The organism is Synechococcus sp. LTW-R (assembly GCF_014217875.1).
GTDB lineage: Bacteria > Cyanobacteriota > Cyanobacteriia > PCC-6307 > Cyanobiaceae > Vulcanococcus.
In genome coordinates this window covers 37770-57174 of the sequence record NZ_CP059060.1, presented here as the reverse complement: position 1 = coordinate 57174, position 19405 = coordinate 37770, and the positions used below count along the sequence as shown (strand labels likewise).

General features: G+C 64.5%; 22 protein-coding genes and 1 riboswitch. Of the genes, 13 read left to right on the top strand and 9 right to left on the bottom strand.

The features are described from left to right. Positions 1–5 precede the first annotated feature (5 nt). Genes H0O22_RS00315 through H0O22_RS00305 form a run of 3 tightly spaced genes read left to right on the top strand, consistent with a single transcriptional unit; the run spans position 6 to position 4868 of the window. On the top strand, positions 6–656 hold the full coding sequence (locus H0O22_RS00315) for a peptidase (RefSeq protein ID WP_255439361.1): 651 nt from the start codon (positions 6–8) through the stop codon (positions 654–656). Next, positions 653–3796, top strand: coding sequence for an efflux RND transporter permease subunit (locus H0O22_RS00310; RefSeq protein ID WP_185187110.1), 3144 nt, complete (start codon positions 653–655; stop codon positions 3794–3796). The genes H0O22_RS00315 and H0O22_RS00310 overlap by 4 nt, the downstream gene beginning before the upstream one ends. Then, positions 3789–4868, top strand: coding sequence for an efflux RND transporter periplasmic adaptor subunit (locus tag H0O22_RS00305; RefSeq protein WP_185187109.1), 1080 nt, complete (start codon positions 3789–3791; stop codon positions 4866–4868). The genes H0O22_RS00310 and H0O22_RS00305 overlap by 8 nt, the downstream gene beginning before the upstream one ends. Positions 4869–4870: 2 nt before the next feature. On the opposite strand, the gene hisIE is transcribed toward H0O22_RS00305, so the two are convergent. Then, the gene (gene hisIE / locus H0O22_RS00300) at positions 4871–5566 is read right to left on the bottom strand and encodes a bifunctional phosphoribosyl-AMP cyclohydrolase/phosphoribosyl-ATP diphosphatase HisIE (RefSeq protein WP_185187108.1); all 696 of its coding nucleotides are present in this window, start codon (positions 5564–5566) and stop codon (positions 4871–4873) included. Positions 5567–5611: 45 nt separating this feature from the next. On the opposite strand from hisIE, the gene H0O22_RS00295 reads away from it, so the two are divergent. The 6 genes from H0O22_RS00295 to H0O22_RS00270 all read left to right on the top strand — a co-directional run bounded on the left by H0O22_RS00295 (position 5612) and on the right by H0O22_RS00270 (position 10037). After that, a complete protein-coding gene (locus H0O22_RS00295; RefSeq protein ID WP_185187107.1) occupies positions 5612–6088 on the top strand; it encodes a 6-carboxytetrahydropterin synthase in 477 nt (158 codons plus the stop codon). A gap of 37 nt (positions 6089–6125) precedes the next feature. After that, positions 6126–6551 carry a hypothetical protein gene (locus H0O22_RS00290; protein ID WP_185187106.1) on the top strand — a complete coding sequence of 142 codons (426 nt, stop codon included), beginning with the start codon at positions 6126–6128 and terminating at the stop codon, positions 6549–6551. Between the two features lie 128 nt (positions 6552–6679). After that, positions 6680–7093 (top strand): M23 family metallopeptidase, encoded by a 414-nt coding sequence (locus H0O22_RS00285; RefSeq protein WP_255439360.1) that lies wholly within the window; start codon positions 6680–6682, stop codon positions 7091–7093. A gap of 24 nt (positions 7094–7117) precedes the next feature. After that, positions 7118–8068, top strand: coding sequence for a permease (locus tag H0O22_RS00280; RefSeq protein ID WP_185187104.1), 951 nt, complete (start codon positions 7118–7120; stop codon positions 8066–8068). Further along, a complete protein-coding gene (locus tag H0O22_RS00275; RefSeq protein ID WP_370521457.1) occupies positions 8056–8727 on the top strand; it encodes a TIGR03943 family protein in 672 nt (223 codons plus the stop codon). The genes H0O22_RS00280 and H0O22_RS00275 overlap by 13 nt, the downstream gene beginning before the upstream one ends. Beyond that, entirely contained in the window at positions 8724–10037 is a 1314-nt protein-coding gene (locus H0O22_RS00270) for a hypothetical protein (RefSeq protein WP_185187102.1), read from the top strand. Before H0O22_RS00275 ends, H0O22_RS00270 begins: the two co-directional genes overlap by 4 nt. Here H0O22_RS00270 and H0O22_RS00265 read toward each other — a convergent pair. Next, positions 10023–10814, bottom strand: coding sequence for a metal ABC transporter permease (locus H0O22_RS00265; RefSeq protein ID WP_185187101.1), 792 nt, complete (start codon positions 10812–10814; stop codon positions 10023–10025). The genes H0O22_RS00270 and H0O22_RS00265 overlap by 15 nt on opposite strands. A gap of 32 nt (positions 10815–10846) precedes the next feature. On the opposite strand from H0O22_RS00265, the gene H0O22_RS00260 reads away from it, so the two are divergent. Then, a complete protein-coding gene (locus H0O22_RS00260; RefSeq protein WP_185187100.1) occupies positions 10847–11248 on the top strand; it encodes a transcriptional repressor in 402 nt (133 codons plus the stop codon). Here H0O22_RS00260 and H0O22_RS00255 read toward each other — a convergent pair. The 3 genes from H0O22_RS00255 to H0O22_RS00245 are packed head-to-tail and all read right to left on the bottom strand — an operon-like array spanning position 11245 to position 13836. Further along, complete coding sequence (locus tag H0O22_RS00255; RefSeq protein ID WP_185187099.1) at positions 11245–11937, bottom strand: metal ABC transporter ATP-binding protein; 693 nt, start codon at positions 11935–11937, stop codon at positions 11245–11247. The two genes, H0O22_RS00260 and H0O22_RS00255, sit on opposite strands and share 4 nt — an antisense overlap. Positions 11938–11986: 49 nt before the next feature. Further along, positions 11987–12961 (bottom strand): hypothetical protein, encoded by a 975-nt coding sequence (locus tag H0O22_RS00250; protein WP_255439358.1) that lies wholly within the window; start codon positions 12959–12961, stop codon positions 11987–11989. Positions 12962–12996: 35 nt separating this feature from the next. Then, positions 12997–13836: a metal ABC transporter substrate-binding protein gene (locus tag H0O22_RS00245; protein ID WP_255439532.1), complete on the bottom strand. Its 840-nt coding sequence runs from the start codon at positions 13834–13836 to the stop codon at positions 12997–12999. Between the two features lie 221 nt (positions 13837–14057). Here H0O22_RS00245 and H0O22_RS00240 point away from each other — a divergent pair, with 221 nt between their 5' ends. From H0O22_RS00240 to H0O22_RS00230, 3 genes are all read left to right on the top strand, one after another. Continuing rightward, positions 14058–15161, top strand: a complete 1104-nt coding sequence (locus H0O22_RS00240) for a GTP-binding protein (RefSeq protein WP_185187097.1) — start codon at positions 14058–14060, stop codon at positions 15159–15161. Continuing rightward, a riboswitch (cobalamin riboswitch) is annotated at positions 15162–15305 on the top strand. A gap of 27 nt (positions 15306–15332) precedes the next feature. Then, a complete protein-coding gene (locus tag H0O22_RS00235) occupies positions 15333–15908 on the top strand; it encodes a HupE/UreJ family protein (protein ID WP_185187096.1) in 576 nt (191 codons plus the stop codon). A 65-nt stretch (positions 15909–15973) separates the two neighbouring features. After that, a complete protein-coding gene (locus H0O22_RS00230; protein WP_185187095.1) occupies positions 15974–16114 on the top strand; it encodes a hypothetical protein in 141 nt (46 codons plus the stop codon). Here H0O22_RS00230 and H0O22_RS00225 read toward each other — a convergent pair whose 3' ends face one another. The 4 genes from H0O22_RS00225 to H0O22_RS00210 are packed head-to-tail and all read right to left on the bottom strand — an operon-like array spanning position 16115 to position 19400. After that, positions 16115–16588 carry a Fur family transcriptional regulator gene (locus tag H0O22_RS00225; RefSeq protein ID WP_185187094.1) on the bottom strand — a complete coding sequence of 158 codons (474 nt, stop codon included), beginning with the start codon at positions 16586–16588 and terminating at the stop codon, positions 16115–16117. A 21-nt stretch (positions 16589–16609) separates the two neighbouring features. Next, positions 16610–17566 carry a lysylphosphatidylglycerol synthase domain-containing protein gene (locus H0O22_RS00220; protein ID WP_255439357.1) on the bottom strand — a complete coding sequence of 319 codons (957 nt, stop codon included), beginning with the start codon at positions 17564–17566 and terminating at the stop codon, positions 16610–16612. After that, positions 17545–18738: a nickel pincer cofactor biosynthesis protein LarC gene (gene larC / locus H0O22_RS00215; protein ID WP_185187093.1), complete on the bottom strand. Its 1194-nt coding sequence runs from the start codon at positions 18736–18738 to the stop codon at positions 17545–17547. The genes H0O22_RS00220 and larC overlap by 22 nt, the downstream gene beginning before the upstream one ends. Beyond that, positions 18738–19400 carry a hypothetical protein gene (locus tag H0O22_RS00210; RefSeq protein WP_185187092.1) on the bottom strand — a complete coding sequence of 221 codons (663 nt, stop codon included), beginning with the start codon at positions 19398–19400 and terminating at the stop codon, positions 18738–18740. The genes larC and H0O22_RS00210 overlap by 1 nt, the downstream gene beginning before the upstream one ends. Between the last annotated feature and the right edge of the window lie 5 nt (positions 19401–19405).

The window sequence follows — 19405 nt, the reverse complement described above, 5'->3', positions numbered from 1 at the left end:
CAGCGATGGAGCTGCCGCCTCCAGATCCCTGTCCCGTCGCCTCCGAGGTGCGGCCCTGGCCTGGTCAGGGTCCGCTCTTGATCGAGGCGGCCGCGGCCAGCGGCGTTGGCTACAGCGACCGCCTGAGGACAACCCCGGCGGGCTGGCCGCGACGCCGTCACTGGTGCGTCTGGGTCCAGCCCGTGGAAACCGACGGTCCTGGGGCGATCTGGGAGCAGCGCTGGAATCGAGCCGTCGGCGCCGCCCTGCGCACCTGGCAGGAGCTGCTGCCGATTGAGCTCGTCTCCGATCCGCTGCGGGCCCAGGTGCGGGTGGAACGCCGTCGGCCTCCCCTGCGCAACAACCGCGCCAGCAACGGACGGGCCCTGCTGCAACTGCAGGACGTGCGCCGGCAGCAACGCTGGCAACGGGAGCCGCTGGTGACCGTGCTGATCAGCCCCGGCCAAGCCCAAACGGCGATCCAGGCCACGAGCCTCCATGAATTGGGCCACGCCTTTGGTCTCTGGGGCCATAGCGACCAAGCCGGCGATGCCCTGGCCGTCAAAGCCGGACCGATCCCCGTGCTCGAGCTCAGCCCCCGCGATCGAGCGACCTTGATGTGGTTGCAAGAACAGCCAGGGCTGACCCAGGCTGAGCTGCCCTCCAACCAGCCATGACTCCGCCGAGGCGGACCCTCTCAGATCTGTTCTTGAGACGGCCCGTGTTCAGCTTGGTGCTGAGCCTGCTCCTGCTGTTGATGGGGGCCCTCAGCCTGAGCGGCCTGCAGGTGGAGAACTTGCCCGGCATTGCCCCGGGCCGGGTCAGTGTCCGGAGCTCCTATCCCGGGGGGAGCCCCGAGGTGGTCGAGCAGGGAGTCACGGCCCTGATCGAGCAACAACTGAATGGGCTTGAGCGCTTGGAGAGCATCCGCTCGAGCAGCAGCGGAAGCGGCAGCAGCATTCAGCTGAACTTCCGCGGCGGCTCCCCGGAGCTCAACCAGGTCAACACCCAAAACGAGATCGCCCAGGTCCTACGGCGGCTGCCGGCCCAAGTCGCCCGCCTCGGTGTGCAAGTCCGACGCAGCTCCGATGACCTCTTAATGGTCCTGAGCTTCAGCGCGGATCCCCAGCGCTACACACCGCAGTTCCTCAACGGCTGGGTCAGCCAGGTCGTGCAGCAGCGGTTGCAGCGGGTGGAGGGGGTCGGTGATGTCCGTCTGTTTGGCGGCAGCCCCATGGCCTTCCGGCTCTGGCTGAATCCCACGGCGCTGCTGGAGCGCCAACTGACGATTAACGACGTGGAGCGGGCCCTGCAAGCCCAAAACGTCTTGGCTGCCCTCGGACAAACCGGTGAAGCGCCGATGCCCCCCGGCCAGGCCACCACCCTGCCGCTGGAGATGGAAGGGCGGCTGCGCAGCCCCGAGGAACTCGAACAGCTGGTGGTCGGCGAGGGGCCCGAGGGTGGGGTCGTGCTGCTCAGCGACATCGGCCGGGTGGTCCTCGGCAGTGAGAGCTATGACGCCGTCGCCACCAACCTCCAGGGCAGCAGCGCGGTCGCCATTGGCGTCTACCAACGGGACGGCACGAATGCCCTCGCGGTCAGTGAGTCGGTGGAGCGGGCCCTGGCCGAACTGCAGCCGGACATTCCCCCGGGCATTGATCTGCAGCTGATCGTCAACGAAGCGGAGACGATTCGCACCAGCATTGGCGAGACGGCGGGCAGCCTTCGCGATGCGGTCTTGCTGGTCTTCTTGGCCCTGCTGCTCGGGCTCGGCAACAGCCGCCTCGCCCTGATCAGTGCCCTGGCCGTCCCGGTCTCCCTCCTCGGCTCGATCAGCCTGATCAAGCTGGCGGGGGGCTCGATCAACACCCTCAGCCTGTTTGGAATGGTGCTGGCCTCGGGCCTCGTGGTCGATGACGCCATCGTCGTCAGCGAGGACATCGGCCGACGCTTGAAGGCCGGCGCCTCCCCCCTGGCGGCGGCTCGCGCGTCCATGGCCGAACTCGGAGGCGCGGTGGTCGCCACCTCCCTGGTACTGGTGGTGGTCTTCCTCCCCGTCATCGGCCTGGAGGGCAGCGTGGGTCGGCTCTATGCGCCGATCGCCATCAGCATCAGTGCGGCGATCGCGGTTTCAACCTTCAACGCCATCAGCTTCACCCCTGTGGCGGCCAGTCGCCTGCTCCACGCCGAACAGCGCGAGCCCGCCTGGTTGCTGCGCTGGATTGATCCACCCCGGCGTTGGCTGGAGTCCCTGGAAGCCCCCTATGGACGCTGGCTCGAGGGCTCATTGCGGCTACGCCGCCGCGTCATGGCCAGCGTCGTGCTGGGTCTGCTGATCACGGCCCTGGGCTTGAGCTGGAGACCGACGGCCTTCATCCCCCAGGAAGACAACGGACAGTTGCGGGGAGTCGTGGTCCTGCCGGAGGGGCTCTCATTGCAGCGCACCGAGGCGGTGATGCAGCAGGTGCAAGAACTAACGGCGGCGGACCCGGCGATTCGAACCGGCAACTTCTATGCCGGACGCTCCTTCGGCGACAGCACCCCCAACAAGGGGCTGCTCTTCCTGCGTCTCCAACCGATCGGTCAACGGGGACCGGGCCGCCCCAGCACGGAAGCGGTGGCCCAACGCCTGAACCGCGCTCTGCGCAAGCAAATCACGGGAGCAACGGTGATCGTCAGCCAGCCGCCCAGCGTGCGCGGTTTCAGCAGCGAGGGTGGGCTCGAGCTGGAGCTGCTCGACACCAGCAATGGCCAGTTGTCCCTGCAGCAATTTGCCAGGGAAGCGCAGCGGCTGATCCAAGCCGCCAATGCCACCGGCAGGTTTGAGCGGGTCTCCACCCGCTTCAGCGCCGATTCACCGCTCTTGCGCCTGGAGCCCGATCGGCTGCAAATGGCCTCCCTCGGAGTCAAGCTAAGCCAGCTGGTCAGCACATTGCAGGCCAGCTTGGGCAGCAGCTACGTCAATGACAGCTTTGAGGGGGACCAGGTCCGCCGGGTGATTGTTCAACTCGATGGGGGAGGACGGCGCAACCTCGATGACGTGCTGGCCCTGCAGGTGCGCTCGAAGAAGGGAGCCCTGATCCCCGTTGGTCAGTTGGTGCAGGTGGAAGTCTCCAGTGGAGCCAGCACGATCAACCACAGCCGCCTGGTCCGCTCCATCAGCATCCGCGCCCTGCCGGCCTCAGGGGTGAGCACCGGACAAGCGATGGCCGAACTGGAGCGGCTGCAACAGCAACTCGGCGGCCGCAGCACCGACCTGGCCTGGAGGGGACTGGCCGAAGAAGAGCGGCGCTCCGGCGGCAGCACCGTTCGGGTCTTTGCCCTGGCGGTCTTGGTGATGGGGCTCGTGCTGGCCGGCCTCTACGAGAACCTGCTGGACCCGTTCATCATCTTGATTACCGTCCCCCTGGCCCTGCTGGGAGCCCTCGGGGGCCTGGTGCTGCGGGGGCTGCCACTGGATGTCTATGGCCAGATGGGACTCCTCGTCCTGGTGGCCCTGGCGGCCAAGAACGGCATCCTGATCGTGGAATTCGCCAACCAGCACCTACGGGAGGGACTGAGCGTGGACGAAGCGATCCGCGAGTCGGCCCGTTCCCGGCTGCGGCCGATCCTGCTGACGGCGATCTCCTCCCTCGCTGGATTCCTGCCCTTGCTGCTCGCCAGTGGCAGCAGCGCCAGTAGCCGGATCAGCATCGGCACCGTGGTGTTCTTCGGACTGCTGGTGGCCACCGTCTTAAGCCTGTTTGTCGTGCCCAGTAGCTACAGGTTGATCAAGGGCTGGGAGCTCCAACTCAAAGCCCGGAGGACCCATGCCTAAACCGTTCTGGCCAGCGTTGGCCGCCCTTGGACTCCTGGCAATCACTGGCTGCGGCTCCCCCACAGGACGGCCGCCGCAGAAGGTCAAGGCCGCTCCCCTGGCGCGGGAGGTGTTCGTGCAAAGCATCGATACCGTCAGCACCCTCGAGGCGACCGATGAGATCGAACTCGCGGCCCAGGCCGGCGGACGCATTCAACGGGTCCTGGTCCAGTCCGGGCAGCCCGTGCAGGCGGGGCAGCTGCTGCTGGTCCTCGATCAAACCCAACTCAAAGCCGACGTCTCCGCCCTGAAAGCGCAGAGCAAAAGCGATCAACTGGCCTACGAACGCTTCGCGGGTCTGGTGAAGGAGGGGGCCGCCACCGCCCTGCAGCGGGATGAATTTGAAGCCAAGGCGATCGGATCCAACCAAGCCCTACGGGCCAAGTTGGCGGACCTCTCCTACAAGGATGTCCGCGCTCCGATCGCAGGAGTGATCAGCGATCTGAGCGTCAAAGCGGGGGATGTGCTCCAGGCCGGTAGCCCCTTCAGCCGAATCATCCGCAATGAGGCCCTGCAGGCCCGCATCGACGTGCCGGCAGCCCAGGCGAACCGTCTCGCCAGCGGCCAACTGGTGCAACTGCTGGATGGCCAAGGGCAAAGGCCCATCGCCAAGGGGCGGGTGACGATGATCGACCCCAACATCAACCCGAGCAGCCAGACCCTGCTGGCGAAGGCCAAGGTCGACAACCCCAACGGCATGCTGCGGGACGGGCAACGGCTGAGAACCCGCTTGATCATTGGCGCTGAGCGCCAGCTCGCCGTCCCCTTTGAGGCGGTCACACGCCAGTTCGGTCAAAGGTTCGTCTTTGTGGTCGGCACCCCGGCCGACTGGAAGAAGGACCCCGGCAAAACGCCCCTGGCACGCATTGAGCGCCTTCCGGCGGACAGCACCGTGGCGTTGCAGCGCAGCGTCCGCTTGGGCCCCCTGCAGGGTGATCGCTATCCGGTGCTCAGCGGACTGTCGCCAACAGATCGTGTGATCTTGAGCCACCGCTCGGGGCTCCGCCACGGGAGCCCCATTCAACTGAAGTAGCCCTACTCGCGACGGGGGGCTCCGCGGCGCGCCGCGAGGACTTCCTGGACTTTGCGCCAGCTGACGCCGTGGTGGGCCAAGGCGACCTGGAGGTGGAAGACGATGTCGGCCGCCTCGCCCGCCATCTCCTCTGGACTGTTGTCCTTGCAGGCCATCACAAATTCGGCGCTCTCCTCCCCGATCTTTTTGAGGATTCGGTTGTCACCGCCCTCCAGCAACTTGTTCGTGTAGCTGCCGGGCTCGGGCTGATCGCGGCGTCCTTCGATGACCCGCATCAGCTCCGTGCAGACATCGGCAGGCGGAGGCGCGGCGCTGGCACCACCGTCCGTTGGGCTGGGGCCGTCGTCGTAGAAGCAACTGCGGGCGCCGGTGTGGCAGGCGACGTCACCCTTCTGCTCGATGGTGAGCAGCAACACATCGGCATCGCAGTCGTAGCGAAGGCCGCGCAGGGCCTGGGTGTGGCCGCTGGTGGCCCCCTTGTGCCAAAGCTCCTGCCTGGAGCGACTCCAGTAGTGCACCTCGCCCGTGGCCAGGGTGCGCTCGATCGCCTCTTGGTTCATCCAGGCGACCATCAGGACCGCACCGTCGAGCCAGTCCTGCGCGACCGCCGGGATCAGGCCGGCCTCGTTAAAACGAAGGGAGCTGATGAAGGCCGGATCTGGGGCCTGAAATGATGCCTGCAAGGGCTGCCGATCCATCTACCCCGATCCTCCCTCAAGACCCACATCCAAGATTCACCGGGGATGACCGCCGCCTACACCTGCAGCAAAACCTTTAGCGGCTATCCCTGTTGCCACCGTCAGTGGCGACACGCCGGCCATTGCCGTTTTGTGCACGGTTACAGCCGCAGTTTTTGCTTCTGGTTCCAAGCCGAGGAGCTCGACGAGAACGGCTTTGTGGTGGATTTCTCCAGTCTCAGCGAGCTGGAGCAACGCCTCAGACAGCAGTTTGACCACACGTTTTTGGTCAACGCCGACGACCCGCTGCTGGAGCAGTGGCAGAGCCTCCACGCACAGGGGGCCCTGGATCTGCGGGTGATGGACAACGTCGGGATGGAAGCCAGTGCCGCCCTGGTCTGGGACTGGGCCAACACGCTGCTGAGGACCCGTGATGGCGGCCGCAGCTGCTGCTGGAAGGTGGAAGCCCGGGAGAACGAGAAGAACGCGGCTTGTTACAGCGCCGTCCCGACGTGGTTTAGCAACAAAGCGCAGGCCAACTGATTCATTGGCAGCAGAATGGCGCGTTCGCAGGAGCGCCATGGTCCGCAGTCCTGAACGTCAGGCCGAGACCCAGACCTTCATCGCTTCGAGCTGTTCGGCCCCGCCCAAACGCGTGGCGATTGGCTATGCGCCGCTGGGGATCGTCTCCATCGGCATCGTGCCCATGGGGGTGGTGAGCATTGGCGTGGTGCCCATGGGCGTGGTGAGCCTGGGGGTTGTCGGCATGGGCGTGCTCAATGCCTGCCTTGTCGGCATGGGCGTTGCCGTCGCTGGACTGAACGCGATGGGGCTTTGGACGTGGAGCCCAGACCCCAGCCAGGCCCACGTCCACCGGCCGGAAGCCAAGACACTCACGCTCTATCCCAGCCAGCAGGAGGCCCTCGATCAAGCCCGAACCCTCGGCTGCAGCGGCGCCCATCGGATGGGCTCTGGCTGGATGCCCTGCAACAGCCATCCCGATTGAGACCCAATCCTGTCGCATAGGCGACATTCAAGTCTCAGGGGTCGTAACTTAAGATTCGCTTTCGATTTCGCGAAAGCTTTTTCTTGCCCGTTGCACTCCTGGTTCCAGCACTGCAGTTGCTCAATCCCATGCCAGGGGTTGTGACCCAAGACGCCCACGCTGAGCATCCGGCCTTGGACATTGCCTGCGCCGTTGGCACTCCGGTGCGCGCGGCCCATGACGGTGTGGCCTCCGTGGTCCGCAGCCACACCCACGGCAACACCGTGGTGCTGGTGGGCAACAACGGCCTCGAAACCAGCTACAGCCACCTGCACAGCACCCAGGCCCCGGGCAAATACAAGCGGGGTGACCTGATCGGGCTTTGCGGGAACACCGGCGCCTGGACCACCGGCCCCCACCTGCACTTCGAGACCAACCGTCCTTATTTACTGAGCAACCTGGATACGAGCTTCTACAGCGAGGTCGCCCAAGACCCCGCCCCTCCGTCCACGGCAAGCCAGGGCACAGGTGGTTCCCCCGCCGCGCTGATGGGGCGAGACTGAGGGCTCCCGACCTAGCGAGTGCCCTTGGCTCGAATCGCGACGATTTGGGCGATCTTCCAAGGGCTTCTGATTGAGGCCCTGCCCTTTCTCTTCATTGGGGTCCTCATTGCCGGCTTGGCGCGCTGGATCGCGCCGGGTGGCCGTTGGCTGCAGCGCCTGCCGGACCAGCCAATCTTGGCGCCCCTCAGCGGTGCCGGCCTGGGCTTTGCCCTGCCAGCCTGCGAATGCGGCAATGTCCCTGTCGCCCGGCGGCTGCTCGCGGGCGGCGCTTCGATGGGCTCGGCACTGGGCTTTTTGTTCGCGGCCCCGGTCCTGAACCCCATCGTGTTGGCCAGCACCTGGGCGGCCTTCCCCGATCAGCCCTGGTTGATCGCCGCTCGCCCCCTCGGCGCCCTCTTGGTGGCCGTGGTCCTCTCAGGCGTGCTGCAGCGGCTGCCCGAGGGGCAACTGCTGGAAAGGAGCCTCCTGGCGGAGCGCCGGCTCAGCCAGCCGCTCGAGGAAGCCAGCCTGCTGGAGCGCAAAAGTGGCGTTCTTGGCACACCCCCGCCCCCTCGAGCCGAGCCCAGTCGGCCCAGCCTGAGGACGGTTCTCGAGCACAGCACGAGGGAGTTTCTCAACCTGGCGGTGTTGCTGATCCTGGGCAGCTTGATCGCCGCCACCGTCCAAACCCTTCTGCCTCGCAGCTGGCTGCTGGCGGTCGGAGGAGCACCGACCCTCTCAATCCTCAGCTTGATGTTGATGGCGGTGGTGATTTCGGTGTGCTCAAGCGTGGACGCCTTTCTGGCGCTGGGCTTCGCCGCTCAAATCACACCGGGCGCGCTGCTGGCCTTTCTGGTGCTGGGGCCGGTGGTGGACCTCAAATTGCTGGGGTTATTTGGGGTGATCATGCGGCCCAAAGCGATCGCGATCACCGCGATTGGAGCCAGTGTTGTTGTGTTGCTACTGGGGCAATGGGTCAACCTTTGGCTGCTCTGATCCGCCCGCTGACCTTGGGACTCTGGGGAGCCGCCCTAGTGCTGAGCACCCTGAGCGGGCGCCTGGACCTTCTGCTGAGGGGCGCCTTCCATCCCCTGGTGGGGATCTGCGGTGTCGCCCTCTTGGCCCTGGCCCTTCAGCAATGGCTTCAGCCCGCCGCAGGGCGTGAGTCCGTCCAAACCCAACGGGCCTGGCTGTTCAGCAGCGCGATGGCTATCGCGGTTCTCTTGGCACCACCGAATCCGTCCTTCAGCGATCTCGCCGCCAGTCGCAGTGAGGCCTTCAATGGGACGTCGGAGCTGGAATTTGTCCTCCCCCCCTCGCAGCGGACCTTGACCGATTGGGTGCGGTTATTGCGCAGCCAACCCGACCCCCAGCTCTATGTCGGTGATCCCGTCAACATCAGCGGCTTCGTGTACACCCCGAACGGGGGCCGCCCCCAATTGGGTCGCCTGACGGTGCGCTGCTGCCTGGCGGATGCCACTCCGATTGGCCTTCCCATTCGGTGGCCGGAGGACTACAAACCCCAACGCGACACCTGGCTCTCGATCCGCGGCCAAATGGCCGTGGAGACCACCACCAGTGGATCGAGTCAGAGCATCGTGCTCGCCGAGGAGATCCGATCGATCCCACGGCCCGAGCAACCCCTCGAACCATGAGACAACTGCGCTGGTTCCTGGCGGCTGGACTGGCCCTATCCGCACTGCAGCAACAGGTTCTGCTGCAGAGGCCGCCCCAACTCCGCCGGTTGGAATCCAGCACCGTCACCTCTGGACCTGCAGCGCTCAGCGCGAAATTCAGCCGGCCCATGGAGCGAGCCAGCGTGGCCAAGACGAGCCAGCTGGAGCCGGCGCTGACCCACCAATGGCTGGGCAGCGGCAATCTTCTGCGCCTGTTGCTGGATCCAGGACAAACCATCACAGCCCCCTTGAAGGTCGTCCTGGGGGGAGCCGATCAACGCGGTGTTGCTCTCGCTCAACAACAGTTCTGGTGGGATCCCAGGCCCTGGCTGGTGGTCGTCAGTCCTGGCCCCCAAGGGGACCAACTCGAGCTCCTTGGACGCGATGGCCACTGGAGACTCCTGAGCGAAGCCAACGGCCCCATCACCTCCGTGGAGCCCCTCGGCAATGGAGCGGGAATTGCCTTCAGCACCAGTGGCGGGCGCACTGAAGAGACCTGGCTGCTTGAACTCGATCAACAGGCCACCTTTGCGTCCAAGCCCCAATCCCTTGTCGTGAAGGGAATCAAGCGACTGCTCGAGAGTCCACTGACCTTCAGCCACTTCAGCAGCAACAGAAAAGGCGATCTGTTGATTCAGTGGGGAGCTCCAGGGTTCGCCCGCTCATTCACGTCGTTGATCCAAGCCAATGGGCAACGCAGGCGCCTCGATCTGGACGCCTCAGGAACGGCTCAGCTGCTTCCGGGAGGCGGAGCACTGATTGCGCCCGAGGCCGATGGCCTGGTGCTGAGCAACCTCCCGGGCCACCCACCGCGACGGCAGTTCCTGCCGGGGAGCCGCGACCTGAGCAGTGTTTGTCCAACGGGGGGCCGAGCGTTACTGACGCGGCGATGGCCGGACTACCGCCAATCCGTTGAACTGCTGGAGCCCGGGCAACCCCCCAAGCAGCTCTGGATTGGCCTGGATGCCGTGATGGGAACGGCCTGCGAACGCAGCGGGGAACGCATCTGGCTCTTGCTGACCCACTGGGACCAAGCGACCAACAGCCAAACCCCGCGCGTCGTAGTGATGAACCGATCGGGCGTCGTCCAAACCCAGCGCGAACTCAAAGGATGGGAACTGGAAATGCGCAGTGGCTTTGCCTTGGATCCCACCCGAGATGTGCTGCTGCTGGCCCTGCGCAATCCCAAGGAGTCACTGGGGCGTGCGGCAGAGCTTCAGGCCTCCACCTTGGCGTTGAAGGTCCTGGACAAACCGATCAAGCAGGCTTTTTGGCTACCGGCGCAATAACTGCAAGGGCAGGGTTGCCATGCACACAACCCCAATCACGGGCCCGGGGGGAAGGTTGATCGCAGGTTGCACCGCAACAACGAAACCAGCGCCGGAGATCAGCAATCCCCAAAGGGCTGAGCGCAACAGGGCCTGCCGGAGACTCCTGGCCTTGGGCATCGCCAAGAGGGCCGGCGCCGCCATGAGACTCACCACCAACACAATGCCAACGGCGCTCACCGCGCTCACGACCGCCACCGCGGCCACGAGCGTCAGCAAGAAACGCAGGGAATTCACCCGCAAACCAGCGGCCTGGGCGCCCACAGGGTCGACCCCGAGATAGACGTACTGCCGGTAGCGAAGCGTCAAGAGCATCACGATCACGGCGAAGGCCACGAGGCTTTGGATCAGCTCACGGGGACCCGCGGCCAGGAGGTCCCCAAACAGCACAGCCTCGAGATCCACCCGAATCCCCAACAAGGGAATGAGCAGAACGCCAAGGCCCAGCGATCCGGCCAAGACCGAATTCAGGACGGCCTCCCGGTTGCGATCCCCCTGGGGAAGAGCGCTGGTCATCCGCTCGGCCACCAAGGCAAACAACACCCCGCTAATCAATCCACCCAGTCCCGGTTCAATGCCCCAAAAGAGGGCGATGGCCAGCCCAGGCAGCACCGCATGGGAAATCAAATTGACCTGAAAGAGCCGGCGCTGCATCAACAGTGCCGTTCCCGCCAAGGGACAGAGCATGCCCACCACCAGGGCGATCGCGAAGGGTGTGAGCCACCAAGAGTCAGCCATAGGATCTGGAATTACGTCCAAGGCGGAAGCGCATGCCCTCCCAGGTTGCTGGCATTAGCGAGCGGCAACAGCTGATCATCCAGCACTTGGAGGAGGCCAACCAAGAGCTGTCCGGGCAGGACTTGCACGCTCGTCTGCGGGCCAGCAACAGTCCGATGGGACTGGCCACGGTCTACCGACACCTGCGCCAACTGCAGCAACGGGGACAGATCCGCTGCAGACATCTCCCCAGCGGCGAAGCTCTGTTTGCCCCGTTGGGGCGAGACGAACACCACATCACCTGCGTTGACTGCGGCACAACGGCTGTGCTCAAGCGCTGCCCTGTGCATCATGTCGACCTCGAGACGGAAGACAGCCAGGGGTTCGCACTGCTCTTCCACACCCTGGAGTTTTTTGGCCTGTGCGAGCAGTGCAAGTCCCGGCCAAGTCACTAACCACAGCAGTCGTGGCCGACTCTCAAATCACCCAATGAGCGCCGGACCGTCTCAGGAGGCCCTTGAGCCAGCAGGGCACGATCCAACACGAGCACCTGATCGTAACGATCCAGGTCACTGCCCCAGTCGTGACTACTGACGACGAGGGTCAAGCCTGAATCGCAGAGTTGACGCATCACCTGCAACAGGTTGGTGCGAGAGGGAGGGTCAATCGCGGCACAGGGCTCATCGAGAAGCAAGAGATTTGCCGGCTGCAACAACGTTCGGGCCAAAAGAGCACGTTGCTGCTGACCGCCTGAGAGTTCATCCAATCGACGCCTACCCAATCCAGCAAGACCAACCCGTTGCAGCGCCGCATCAACGTCGCAACAGCCTGGTCGACGGCCAGACATCCGTCCCAGGGAGACCAAGTCCTGGACCGTGATGGGGAAGCTCCAATCGATAGTTCCCCGCTGGGGCATTAGGGCGATCTGGCTGCGAGCTAGGGGTGGTGTTAACGGAGAACCAGCCAATTCCATGGAACCTGAGGTCACCGGTAACTGGGCCTCGAGGGCATGAAGCAGAGTGGTTTTTCCTGCTCCATTCGGGCCAACCAAGGCGACTAAGGAGCCTTGGTTGATCTGAAAGGAGAGATGGTCCAAGACCAATTGCTGACCGCGATGGACGCAGAGGTTGCGGACGCGAAGCAAAGCGTTTCGGAGTAGTCAGTTCACGCTAGACGGATCTCAGCGCTACGCCTTAGAAGCGGAAACTGACACCCGTGCCGATGTGGTGCTGGAACCCGACACCCCAACCTTCTCCATTTTGAGAGCTGTATATCGCTTCCCAATGGGCAAAGGCAACAACGTTCTCAGCGATCGGGTACTCGAATTCGATCTCACCACCCCAGTCCGTGCGCTGGGGGAGGTTGGCGTAGCTACCAGGGGTGTAAAAGCGAGGACCGCCCGAGAGAGTCACATTGAGCTTGTCGTAATTAAAGCCAAACCCAGCCCAGGTGTCGGTGTAGTTACCCAGATAGGTCCCATCGCTGTCCCAACCGGTGTTGTTGTAGGCAGACACAAAAATGCCGTCAACAATATTTTCCAAGCCATCTCCAAGGGCGAAGTTGACGTCACCATCGCCAAATGCGTATGTAGCACCAGCCTGCACTTCGTTGCGAAGACCAAGCTTATCTTCGTCTTGCGTACGTGTGATGTAGTAGGGCTTGTAGGTGGCCTGAATGCTTAAATTTTTGTTCGGCTGGTAGCGAGCAGAGAGATAGCCCTTGATATCCGTACGTCTCCAAGGGCTAGCCGATGTCACGACCTCATCGTCATGGCCTTCTTCTTCGGCATGGTCCTCGTCTTCATGTTCATCTTCATGCGCCTCTTCAGCCCCATGAACATGGACTTGACCATAAAAGTGCTCCGCTTCACCCCAAACCAGCGCCGGCCCGATAGCCGCCTCAATCGCAAAACTGCCCTCGTTGCTCAGGCCCCACTCCAGGACCGTTCCAAACAGACCGTCAATGGCGTAGTGCCTTGGTTGGCCCTGAAGATTGTTTTCCAGACCACCGTGGCCCTCAATCGTGAGGATGGGAGAGGCTTTGTATTCACCAGGCTTTAGATCAGAGCCTTCCGCTCCGCCATGTGCAGAGGCAGGGAACGTGAAGGATGCAACGCAACCGAGGCCGACAGCGAGTTTTTTGGAGAGACCAATCAGAAGTTTTTGCATGGAAGTTAAGTTGTTTTTGAGCTCGGGTAGTAGGTTTATTGAGAACGACCCAAGGCCTTCCACTGAGCCCCAAGAGCGTCTCCTGAAGTGCGATCACACACGCCACCCTGGGCCGTCACCACCGAGCAAACATTGGAGACAAATGTCGAGACATACGTCCCGCCATTCGCGACACCATCAACGGACAGGAATTGAGACCGATAAATGGGAACTCCAGAAACCTTGCTAATTCGCCTGAGAGTTTTGGAGGGATTCTTTGCTTCAGAAAAGAGATACTTGGTCCCTGATGATTGTGCAGCCTGCACAATGGAACCGAGGCTGCTTGGACGCAAGGGGCCACCCGATGCGAACGATTGCATGAGGGGCAAGTAGCGAACTTTGTAGCGCGTAGCCATAGAAGAGAGCGCGTCATGCTCGGTGACGATCACGCGATGGGTTTTGGGAATCGTGTCGAATTGACTAGAAGCCCACTTGTCCAACCGCTTCAGCTCGGAACGCACTCGCGACGCGCGGGCACCGATCCCGGCGACCGCCTGTAATGGAACAAGACCCTTGAGTTGATTCGAAACCACAGTCGCCATCGACGCCGCTTGCATGGGGTCGTGCCAAACATGCGGGTCGCGGCGAGGGCTCGAGGGCACAGCCACTTCAGCAACCTTGACGGTCCGCTTCAGACGCCCGATCCGATCCAAGGCGGGGCTCAACTGGTAACCGTTGAGGAAAACCACCGAAGCCGACTGAATCGCCGATCGATCACGAGCGGTTAATCGGTAATCGTGAGGGTCACCCCCGTTCGGGACAAGGCAGACGACAGAAACATCTGCGCCTGCGACAACTCGAACAAGATCACAAAGAATCCCGTTCGCCGCTACCACAGACGGAATGGGTTGAGCGACCGCGATCGGCCCAAGTGAAAAAGCTGCCAAGCCGGCAGCGAGAGCTCCCCCAGGGGCGAGCGCCAGAAAGCGCGACAAATACGTGGAGCGATTTTGGGAATGATAACAGTTCTCACGCTTGGAGCAACCTTGGTCTTTCTGCCAGCACGTAACCAGCCAGACTTAGGAACGATTCGAAGCCGCAGCAAGCCGCCTTGACCATGAGCAGCAGCCTGATGGATCAGGCCCATAGCGGGCTCCCCGTCACCATCCTGACGGGCTTCCTTGGCGCGGGAAAAACCACGCTGCTGAACCACATTCTCAGCAACCAGCAGGGTGTCAAAACCGCTGTTCTAGTGAACGAGTTCGGTGAGATCGGCATCGACAACGATCTGATCATCGCCACCAGCGATGACATGGTCGAACTCAGCAATGGCTGCATCTGCTGCTCCATCAACGGGGAGCTGCTGGACGCTGTCTATCGAATCCTCGATCGTCCGGATCCCGTCGACTATCTGGTCGTGGAAACCACGGGTCTCGCCGACCCGCTGCCGGTGGCCATGACCTTCATTGGAAGTGATCTACGGGATCAGACCCGGCTCGACTCGATCATCACCCTGGTCGATGCCGAGAACTTCAGCGACGAAATCCTTGTTGGGGAAGTGGCCCGGGCCCAGGTGGTCTATGGCGACATCCTTTTGCTCAACAAGTGCGACCTGGTCAGCGAGGAGCGCCTCACTGCCGTGGAGGAGAAGCTGCGGGAGATCAAAACCGATGCGCGGATCCTGCGCTCGGTCAAAGGGGAGGTCAGCCTGCCGCTCCTGCTCAGCGTTGGCCTCTTTGAGAGCGACAAGGTGGCCGCGCAGCAAAACCACGACGACTGCGACCACGACCACGGTCACTGCGTGCATGAGCACGATCACGACCATTCCCACGATCACCACGACCACGATCACAGCCATGCCCACGATCACCGGCACTCCCACGACCATTCCCACGCCGATCACCTCGCCATCGAGGGATTCACGTCCCTCTCCTTTGACAGCGCAGACCCCTTCTCCCTAAGGAAGTTTCAGAACTTCCTCGACAACCAGCTGCCCGCCGGTGTCTTCCGCGCCAAGGGAATCCTCTGGTTCAACGAGAGCAGCAAGCGCCACGTCTTCCACCTGGCTGGCAAGCGCTTCTCCATCGACGACAGCGAGTGGAGCAAGCCCAGCGACCGCAAGAACCAGTTGGTCGTGATCGGGAAGAACCTCGACCACGCCAAGATCCGCAAGCAACTCCAGGCCTGCGTCGCCAAGGATGCAGGCAAGGGTTTCTCCTAAAGCAATAATCCGGGGAGCGGTTTCCTGGATTCAGCCCAGGAAGGCAACGAGGAAAGTCCGGCGCGAATCCGGCACTGTCCCGCAGCTGTGATGGGAGCGCGCCGCTCCCCAGTCAGAACGCTCGCCGCACTCCGTCCTTCCCCTTCAGTACCGGCGCGGACCGGATCTGCCATGACCTCCAAACTGACCCGATCACTGCTGAGCAGCGCCGCCGCCGGTCTCAGCCTGAGCCTGCTGTCGGTGCTGCCCGCCGGCGCCCATGGCGGCGCCGAGCACGGAGTCATCGATGGCGCCCTGCACCCGCTGCTGGGTCTGGACCACCTGCTGATGCTGGTGGCCATTGGCCTCTGCGCCGCCCAGGCAGGCCGCCAAATCCTGGGTTACGCCCTGGCCGGAGCGCTGATCGGCTCGGTCTTCGGCAGCTTCGGCGGTCAACTGCCTGGAGCCGAAGTGCTGGCAGCCCTGGCGCTCTCCGCCGTGGCCGCCGTCTTGGTTCTGGTGCTGCGCGGTCTCTGCAGCCGTCAGATCCTGGCCCTGACCGTGGCCGGCGGTGTTTCGGTCCACGCCCTGCTCCACGGCCTGGAGTCCAGCGGCAGCTCCTTCTGGTGGGCCGGTGCACTGCTGGGCTCGGTCGCCGTCGTCGGCGCCAGCGCCTGGCTGAGCCAAAGGCTTGAGCGCGGCGGCGCTTCCCTCGGGGCCGCTCTGCTGGCGCTGGCCGGCGGCCTGCTCGCCCTCGCTCCCCTCTGAGCTGCAGCAACCGCGACAGCAGAAGCGAAAAACGCCGTTATGGTGTATCAAACCGTATCCCCTGGATGGCCGAGTTCGTTGCACTCACGACGGTTTTCGGGCTCGTTGGCCTGATCTACTGGCTCGGCACCGATTCCGACGACGACAACGGTGGCGGCGGCTTGATGCAGCCGGCCCTCGTCCCCGTTCGCGTCAACCGCCGCTGATTAGCCCTCGGCGTCCTGCTGGGCGCAGCTCGGGCAGAGCGCCCGAACGTTCAAGACACAATTGAGCAACTGGAAGCCGTGCTGCGCCGCCGCCTCGCCGCCGGCCCGCAGCACGGCTTCGCTCTCAAATTCTTCGGTGTGGCCGCAGCGCGCACAGACCAGATGGTGATGGTCCCGGTGGGCCTCATCACTGGCCAACTCAAAGCGGCGCCCGCCTTCTGGCAGCTCGAGTTCACAGAGCAGCTCCATCGAACTCAGGAGCCGCAGCGTCCGATAGACGGTGGCCAGGGAGACCCGTTCATCGGCCTTGAGCAGGCGCTGATGCACCTCCTCAGCGCTCAGGTGACTGCCCTCGCCGAGGCGCTCGAACAGGGCCAAGACCCGTTGGCGCTGGGGCGTCAGACGCTGGCCCCGGTCATGCAGGGAGCTGCGCAACGCATCGGCCTGCACCGGGGAGACAGGACCAGCAGGCACGACGTTCCCTCAGGGCACTTCTCAACAATACCCACTGTTGCGAAGCGCCGCCAGGTCCCGGCGGGCGGTGGCCGCCATCAACAGATCCGCCAAAGACACCACGAGTCGATAGCTCAAGGCGACGGCCAGCAGCGGAGCCTCGGGAACGGCGGCGGCCAGGCGCAGCACCAAGACCGCTTCAAACACCCCCAAGCCGCCAGGGGCCGCCGGCACGACTAAACCGGCGGTCCAGGCCAGGGCAAAACCCGACAACCAGCCGAGCCAATCCAGCTGGAAAGCCAGATCAAAGGCTTGAACGCAGCAGGCAAACCCGGCAAAGCGGCACAGGACAAAGACCAACTCCGCCGCCAGGGGGACCCAGGGATAGCCCGGAAGGCGCAGGCTTCCCGAACGCAGGTCCGAGAGATCCACCTCGAGGGCCTTCGCGCGGCGACGCTCCAAACCCTCCAGCAGCGGGTTCAGCCAACGGGGCAGTAAGGCCAACAGGGGCAGCAAGGCCAGCAAGGAGACACCACCCCCCAGGGCCACCAACGCCAAGGCCGCCACGGCCATCAACAACGGATCGAGCAGCACCGCCCCAAGGGCCTGGCGCCCACTCAGCGGTTGCCGGCAGGGTCCCCCCGCGCGCAGGGCCCGCAGCCGAGCCAGCAGGTGCCAGACCCCACCAGGCAGGTACTTGCGCAGGTTGGACTCCAGAAAGAGCAACACCACGGGCGTCCAGCGGGGCATCGCCCCAAGCCAGCGCAGCACCACCCCCCAGGCCAGGCCATTGACCACCAGGCTCAAGGCACTCAGACCCAAGCCCAAGGCCAGCCAGAGCCACGACTGACGATCCAGGCTCAACTGCAGCAACTGACTGCCGTGGGACACCACCGCAGAGACCACAAAGGCAACACTGGCGGCGGTCAACCACAGCCGGGCGCCCCCGGGCAGCGCGACCCGTCTGAGCCGCTCGATCACCGCTGCTCCTCCCGCCACTGCAGCAGGGCCTGGCGCAGCTGATCGAGGGGCAGCTGCCGCTCCTCGGCCAACCGCACCAGGTCCTCAAACTCCGGCTTGCGCCGCACGCTGCCATCCGGCCGTGTCGACGTCTTGAAGCGCACCGGGCCCCAAGGGGTCTGATGCTCCTCGATCTGGCGGGGCAGGGCCCAGCGCTGCTGCAGCTCTTCCCGCACCCCCAGGCTGCTGCCGAAGCGCCACCAAATCGCGCGCAGGGCTTCGGCCTGCTCGGGCCAGGCCAGGGCCGTGATCAAGCTGCCGGCGCGTCCCTTCTTCATCAGCACCGGCTGGGCGAAGACCTCCAAGGCCCCCGCCTCCCGCAGAGCCTCCTGAAGAAAGGCCAGATCCTCCGGGGTGGCGTCGTCGATCTGGGCCTGCTGTTGCACCACCGTCTGCAAGGCGGGCCCGGGGGCAACCTCCGTCTCAGCCAGCAGCAGGCGCAACTGATTCGGGCGATCCAACTCCCGCGTGCCCAAGCCAATGCCCAGACGGCTCGGGGTGAGGGCCGGTGCCGCGCCGAAGCCCTCCGCCAAGGCCACCATCAAGGCCAAACCGGTGGGGGTCGTCAGTTCAGCCGGGGGAAAGCCAGCGCTGCTGGCCATGGGAACCCCATGGCGTATGGCCAGCTCGAGCACGGCAGGCACGGGAACTGGCAAAAGGCCATGGGCCGTCGTCACCTGGCCATGGCCCGCGGGGGGCGGACTGCAGATCAAGCGCTCCACGCCGAAGTGCCGCAGGCCGGCACAGACCCCGACCACATCCACCAGCGCGTCGAGGGCACCCACCTCGTGGAAGTGCACCTGCTCCGGTGCCGACCCATGCACGGCGGCTTCGGCCTCCGCCAGCACGCCAAACACCTTCAAGACGTCGCTCCGCAGCACGGGGTCCAGCGGGGCGGTCTGGATCTGCTCGCGCAGGCTGGCCCAATGGCGGTGGGGCGGCTGCTGCTCGAGCGGTTCCACCTCCAGGTGCAGCCCCCGCAGACCCACGCTGCGCCGCTCCTCGAGCTGCAGGCGATAGAGGCCGCCCAGACCCAGGGCCGCCAGGGGTTCGTGGACCGCGTCTTCCGGCAGGCCGCAATCAAACAGGGCCGCCAGCAGCATGTTGCCGGCCAATCCCGTCGGGCAATCGACGACCGCCAGGGCTCCCATCAGGCCTCCTGGAGAAGCTGCTCCGCGCTGGCCTGGAGCCGCTCGCGGTGCTGCTCGAGCCACTGCTGCACCTCGCGGCGGGCCCGGCGTTGTTCGTTCTGAGCCGTCGTCACGTCGTGGCCGGAGAGCCCCCAAAGCCACCCCAGCAGCGCCCGGTCATCGGCGCCACCACGGGAGCCGCCGTATTCCACGGTCTCGGCCACCATCCCGGCCAGCAGCACCCGGCTCCAACGGCGCAGGTCCTCCAGCGGCATCTTCACCTGGGCGGGGGGCTCCAACTCGGTGCTGCCATTCACCCGCAAACCATGGCGCAAACACGCCCGGCTGCCCACGAGGACCTGCTTCACCGGCAGCTGGTTCTCAGCCGCCAATAGCAGGTGACCAGCCTCATGGACCGCGATGCGCCGCAGCCGTGCGCGGCCGAAGCCAAAGGGAAGCGATTCCGCCAAGAGATGGCCCCCCAGGCCACCGAAGCGGGCCGCATCCACGGTGAGGGCCGTCAGGGCCCCACCCGCCGCAGCGGCAATCAGCCAAGGGGAGAGCCCCAGCACGGGGCCCACCACCGTCACCACACTCACGCCTGCGACGGCAACCCCGGCCCGCAGGGCCGCGGTTGAGCCTTGATCGGAACTCGCCAGTCGCAACGGTGGCGGCGAAGTCATGGCCG

Excerpts from the sequence above, each read along its gene's own strand:
- H0O22_RS00315 (WP_255439361.1), top strand. The coding sequence starts at position 6 with ATGGAGCTGCCGCCTCCAGATCCCTGTCCCGTCGCCTCCGAGGTGCGG.
- H0O22_RS00310 (WP_185187110.1), top strand. The coding sequence starts at position 653 with ATGACTCCGCCGAGGCGGACCCTCTCAGATCTGTTCTTGAGACGGCCC.
- H0O22_RS00305 (WP_185187109.1), top strand. The coding sequence starts at position 3,789 with ATGCCTAAACCGTTCTGGCCAGCGTTGGCCGCCCTTGGACTCCTGGCA.
- hisIE (WP_185187108.1), bottom strand. The coding sequence starts at position 5,566 with ATGGATCGGCAGCCCTTGCAGGCATCATTTCAGGCCCCAGATCCGGCC.
- H0O22_RS00295 (WP_185187107.1), top strand. The coding sequence starts at position 5,612 with ATGACCGCCGCCTACACCTGCAGCAAAACCTTTAGCGGCTATCCCTGT.
- H0O22_RS00290 (WP_185187106.1), top strand. The coding sequence starts at position 6,126 with ATGGTCCGCAGTCCTGAACGTCAGGCCGAGACCCAGACCTTCATCGCT.
- H0O22_RS00285 (WP_255439360.1), top strand. The coding sequence starts at position 6,680 with ATGCCAGGGGTTGTGACCCAAGACGCCCACGCTGAGCATCCGGCCTTG.
- H0O22_RS00270 (WP_185187102.1), top strand. The coding sequence starts at position 8,724 with ATGAGACAACTGCGCTGGTTCCTGGCGGCTGGACTGGCCCTATCCGCA.
- H0O22_RS00265 (WP_185187101.1), bottom strand. The coding sequence starts at position 10,814 with ATGGCTGACTCTTGGTGGCTCACACCCTTCGCGATCGCCCTGGTGGTG.
- H0O22_RS00260 (WP_185187100.1), top strand. The coding sequence starts at position 10,847 with ATGCCCTCCCAGGTTGCTGGCATTAGCGAGCGGCAACAGCTGATCATC.
- H0O22_RS00250 (WP_255439358.1), bottom strand. The coding sequence starts at position 12,961 with ATGCAAAAACTTCTGATTGGTCTCTCCAAAAAACTCGCTGTCGGCCTC.
- H0O22_RS00240 (WP_185187097.1), top strand. The coding sequence starts at position 14,058 with ATGAGCAGCAGCCTGATGGATCAGGCCCATAGCGGGCTCCCCGTCACC.
- H0O22_RS00235 (WP_185187096.1), top strand. The coding sequence starts at position 15,333 with ATGACCTCCAAACTGACCCGATCACTGCTGAGCAGCGCCGCCGCCGGT.
- H0O22_RS00230 (WP_185187095.1), top strand. The coding sequence starts at position 15,974 with ATGGCCGAGTTCGTTGCACTCACGACGGTTTTCGGGCTCGTTGGCCTG.
- larC (WP_185187093.1), bottom strand. The coding sequence starts at position 18,738 with ATGGGAGCCCTGGCGGTCGTCGATTGCCCGACGGGATTGGCCGGCAAC.
- H0O22_RS00210 (WP_185187092.1), bottom strand. The coding sequence starts at position 19,400 with ATGACTTCGCCGCCACCGTTGCGACTGGCGAGTTCCGATCAAGGCTCA.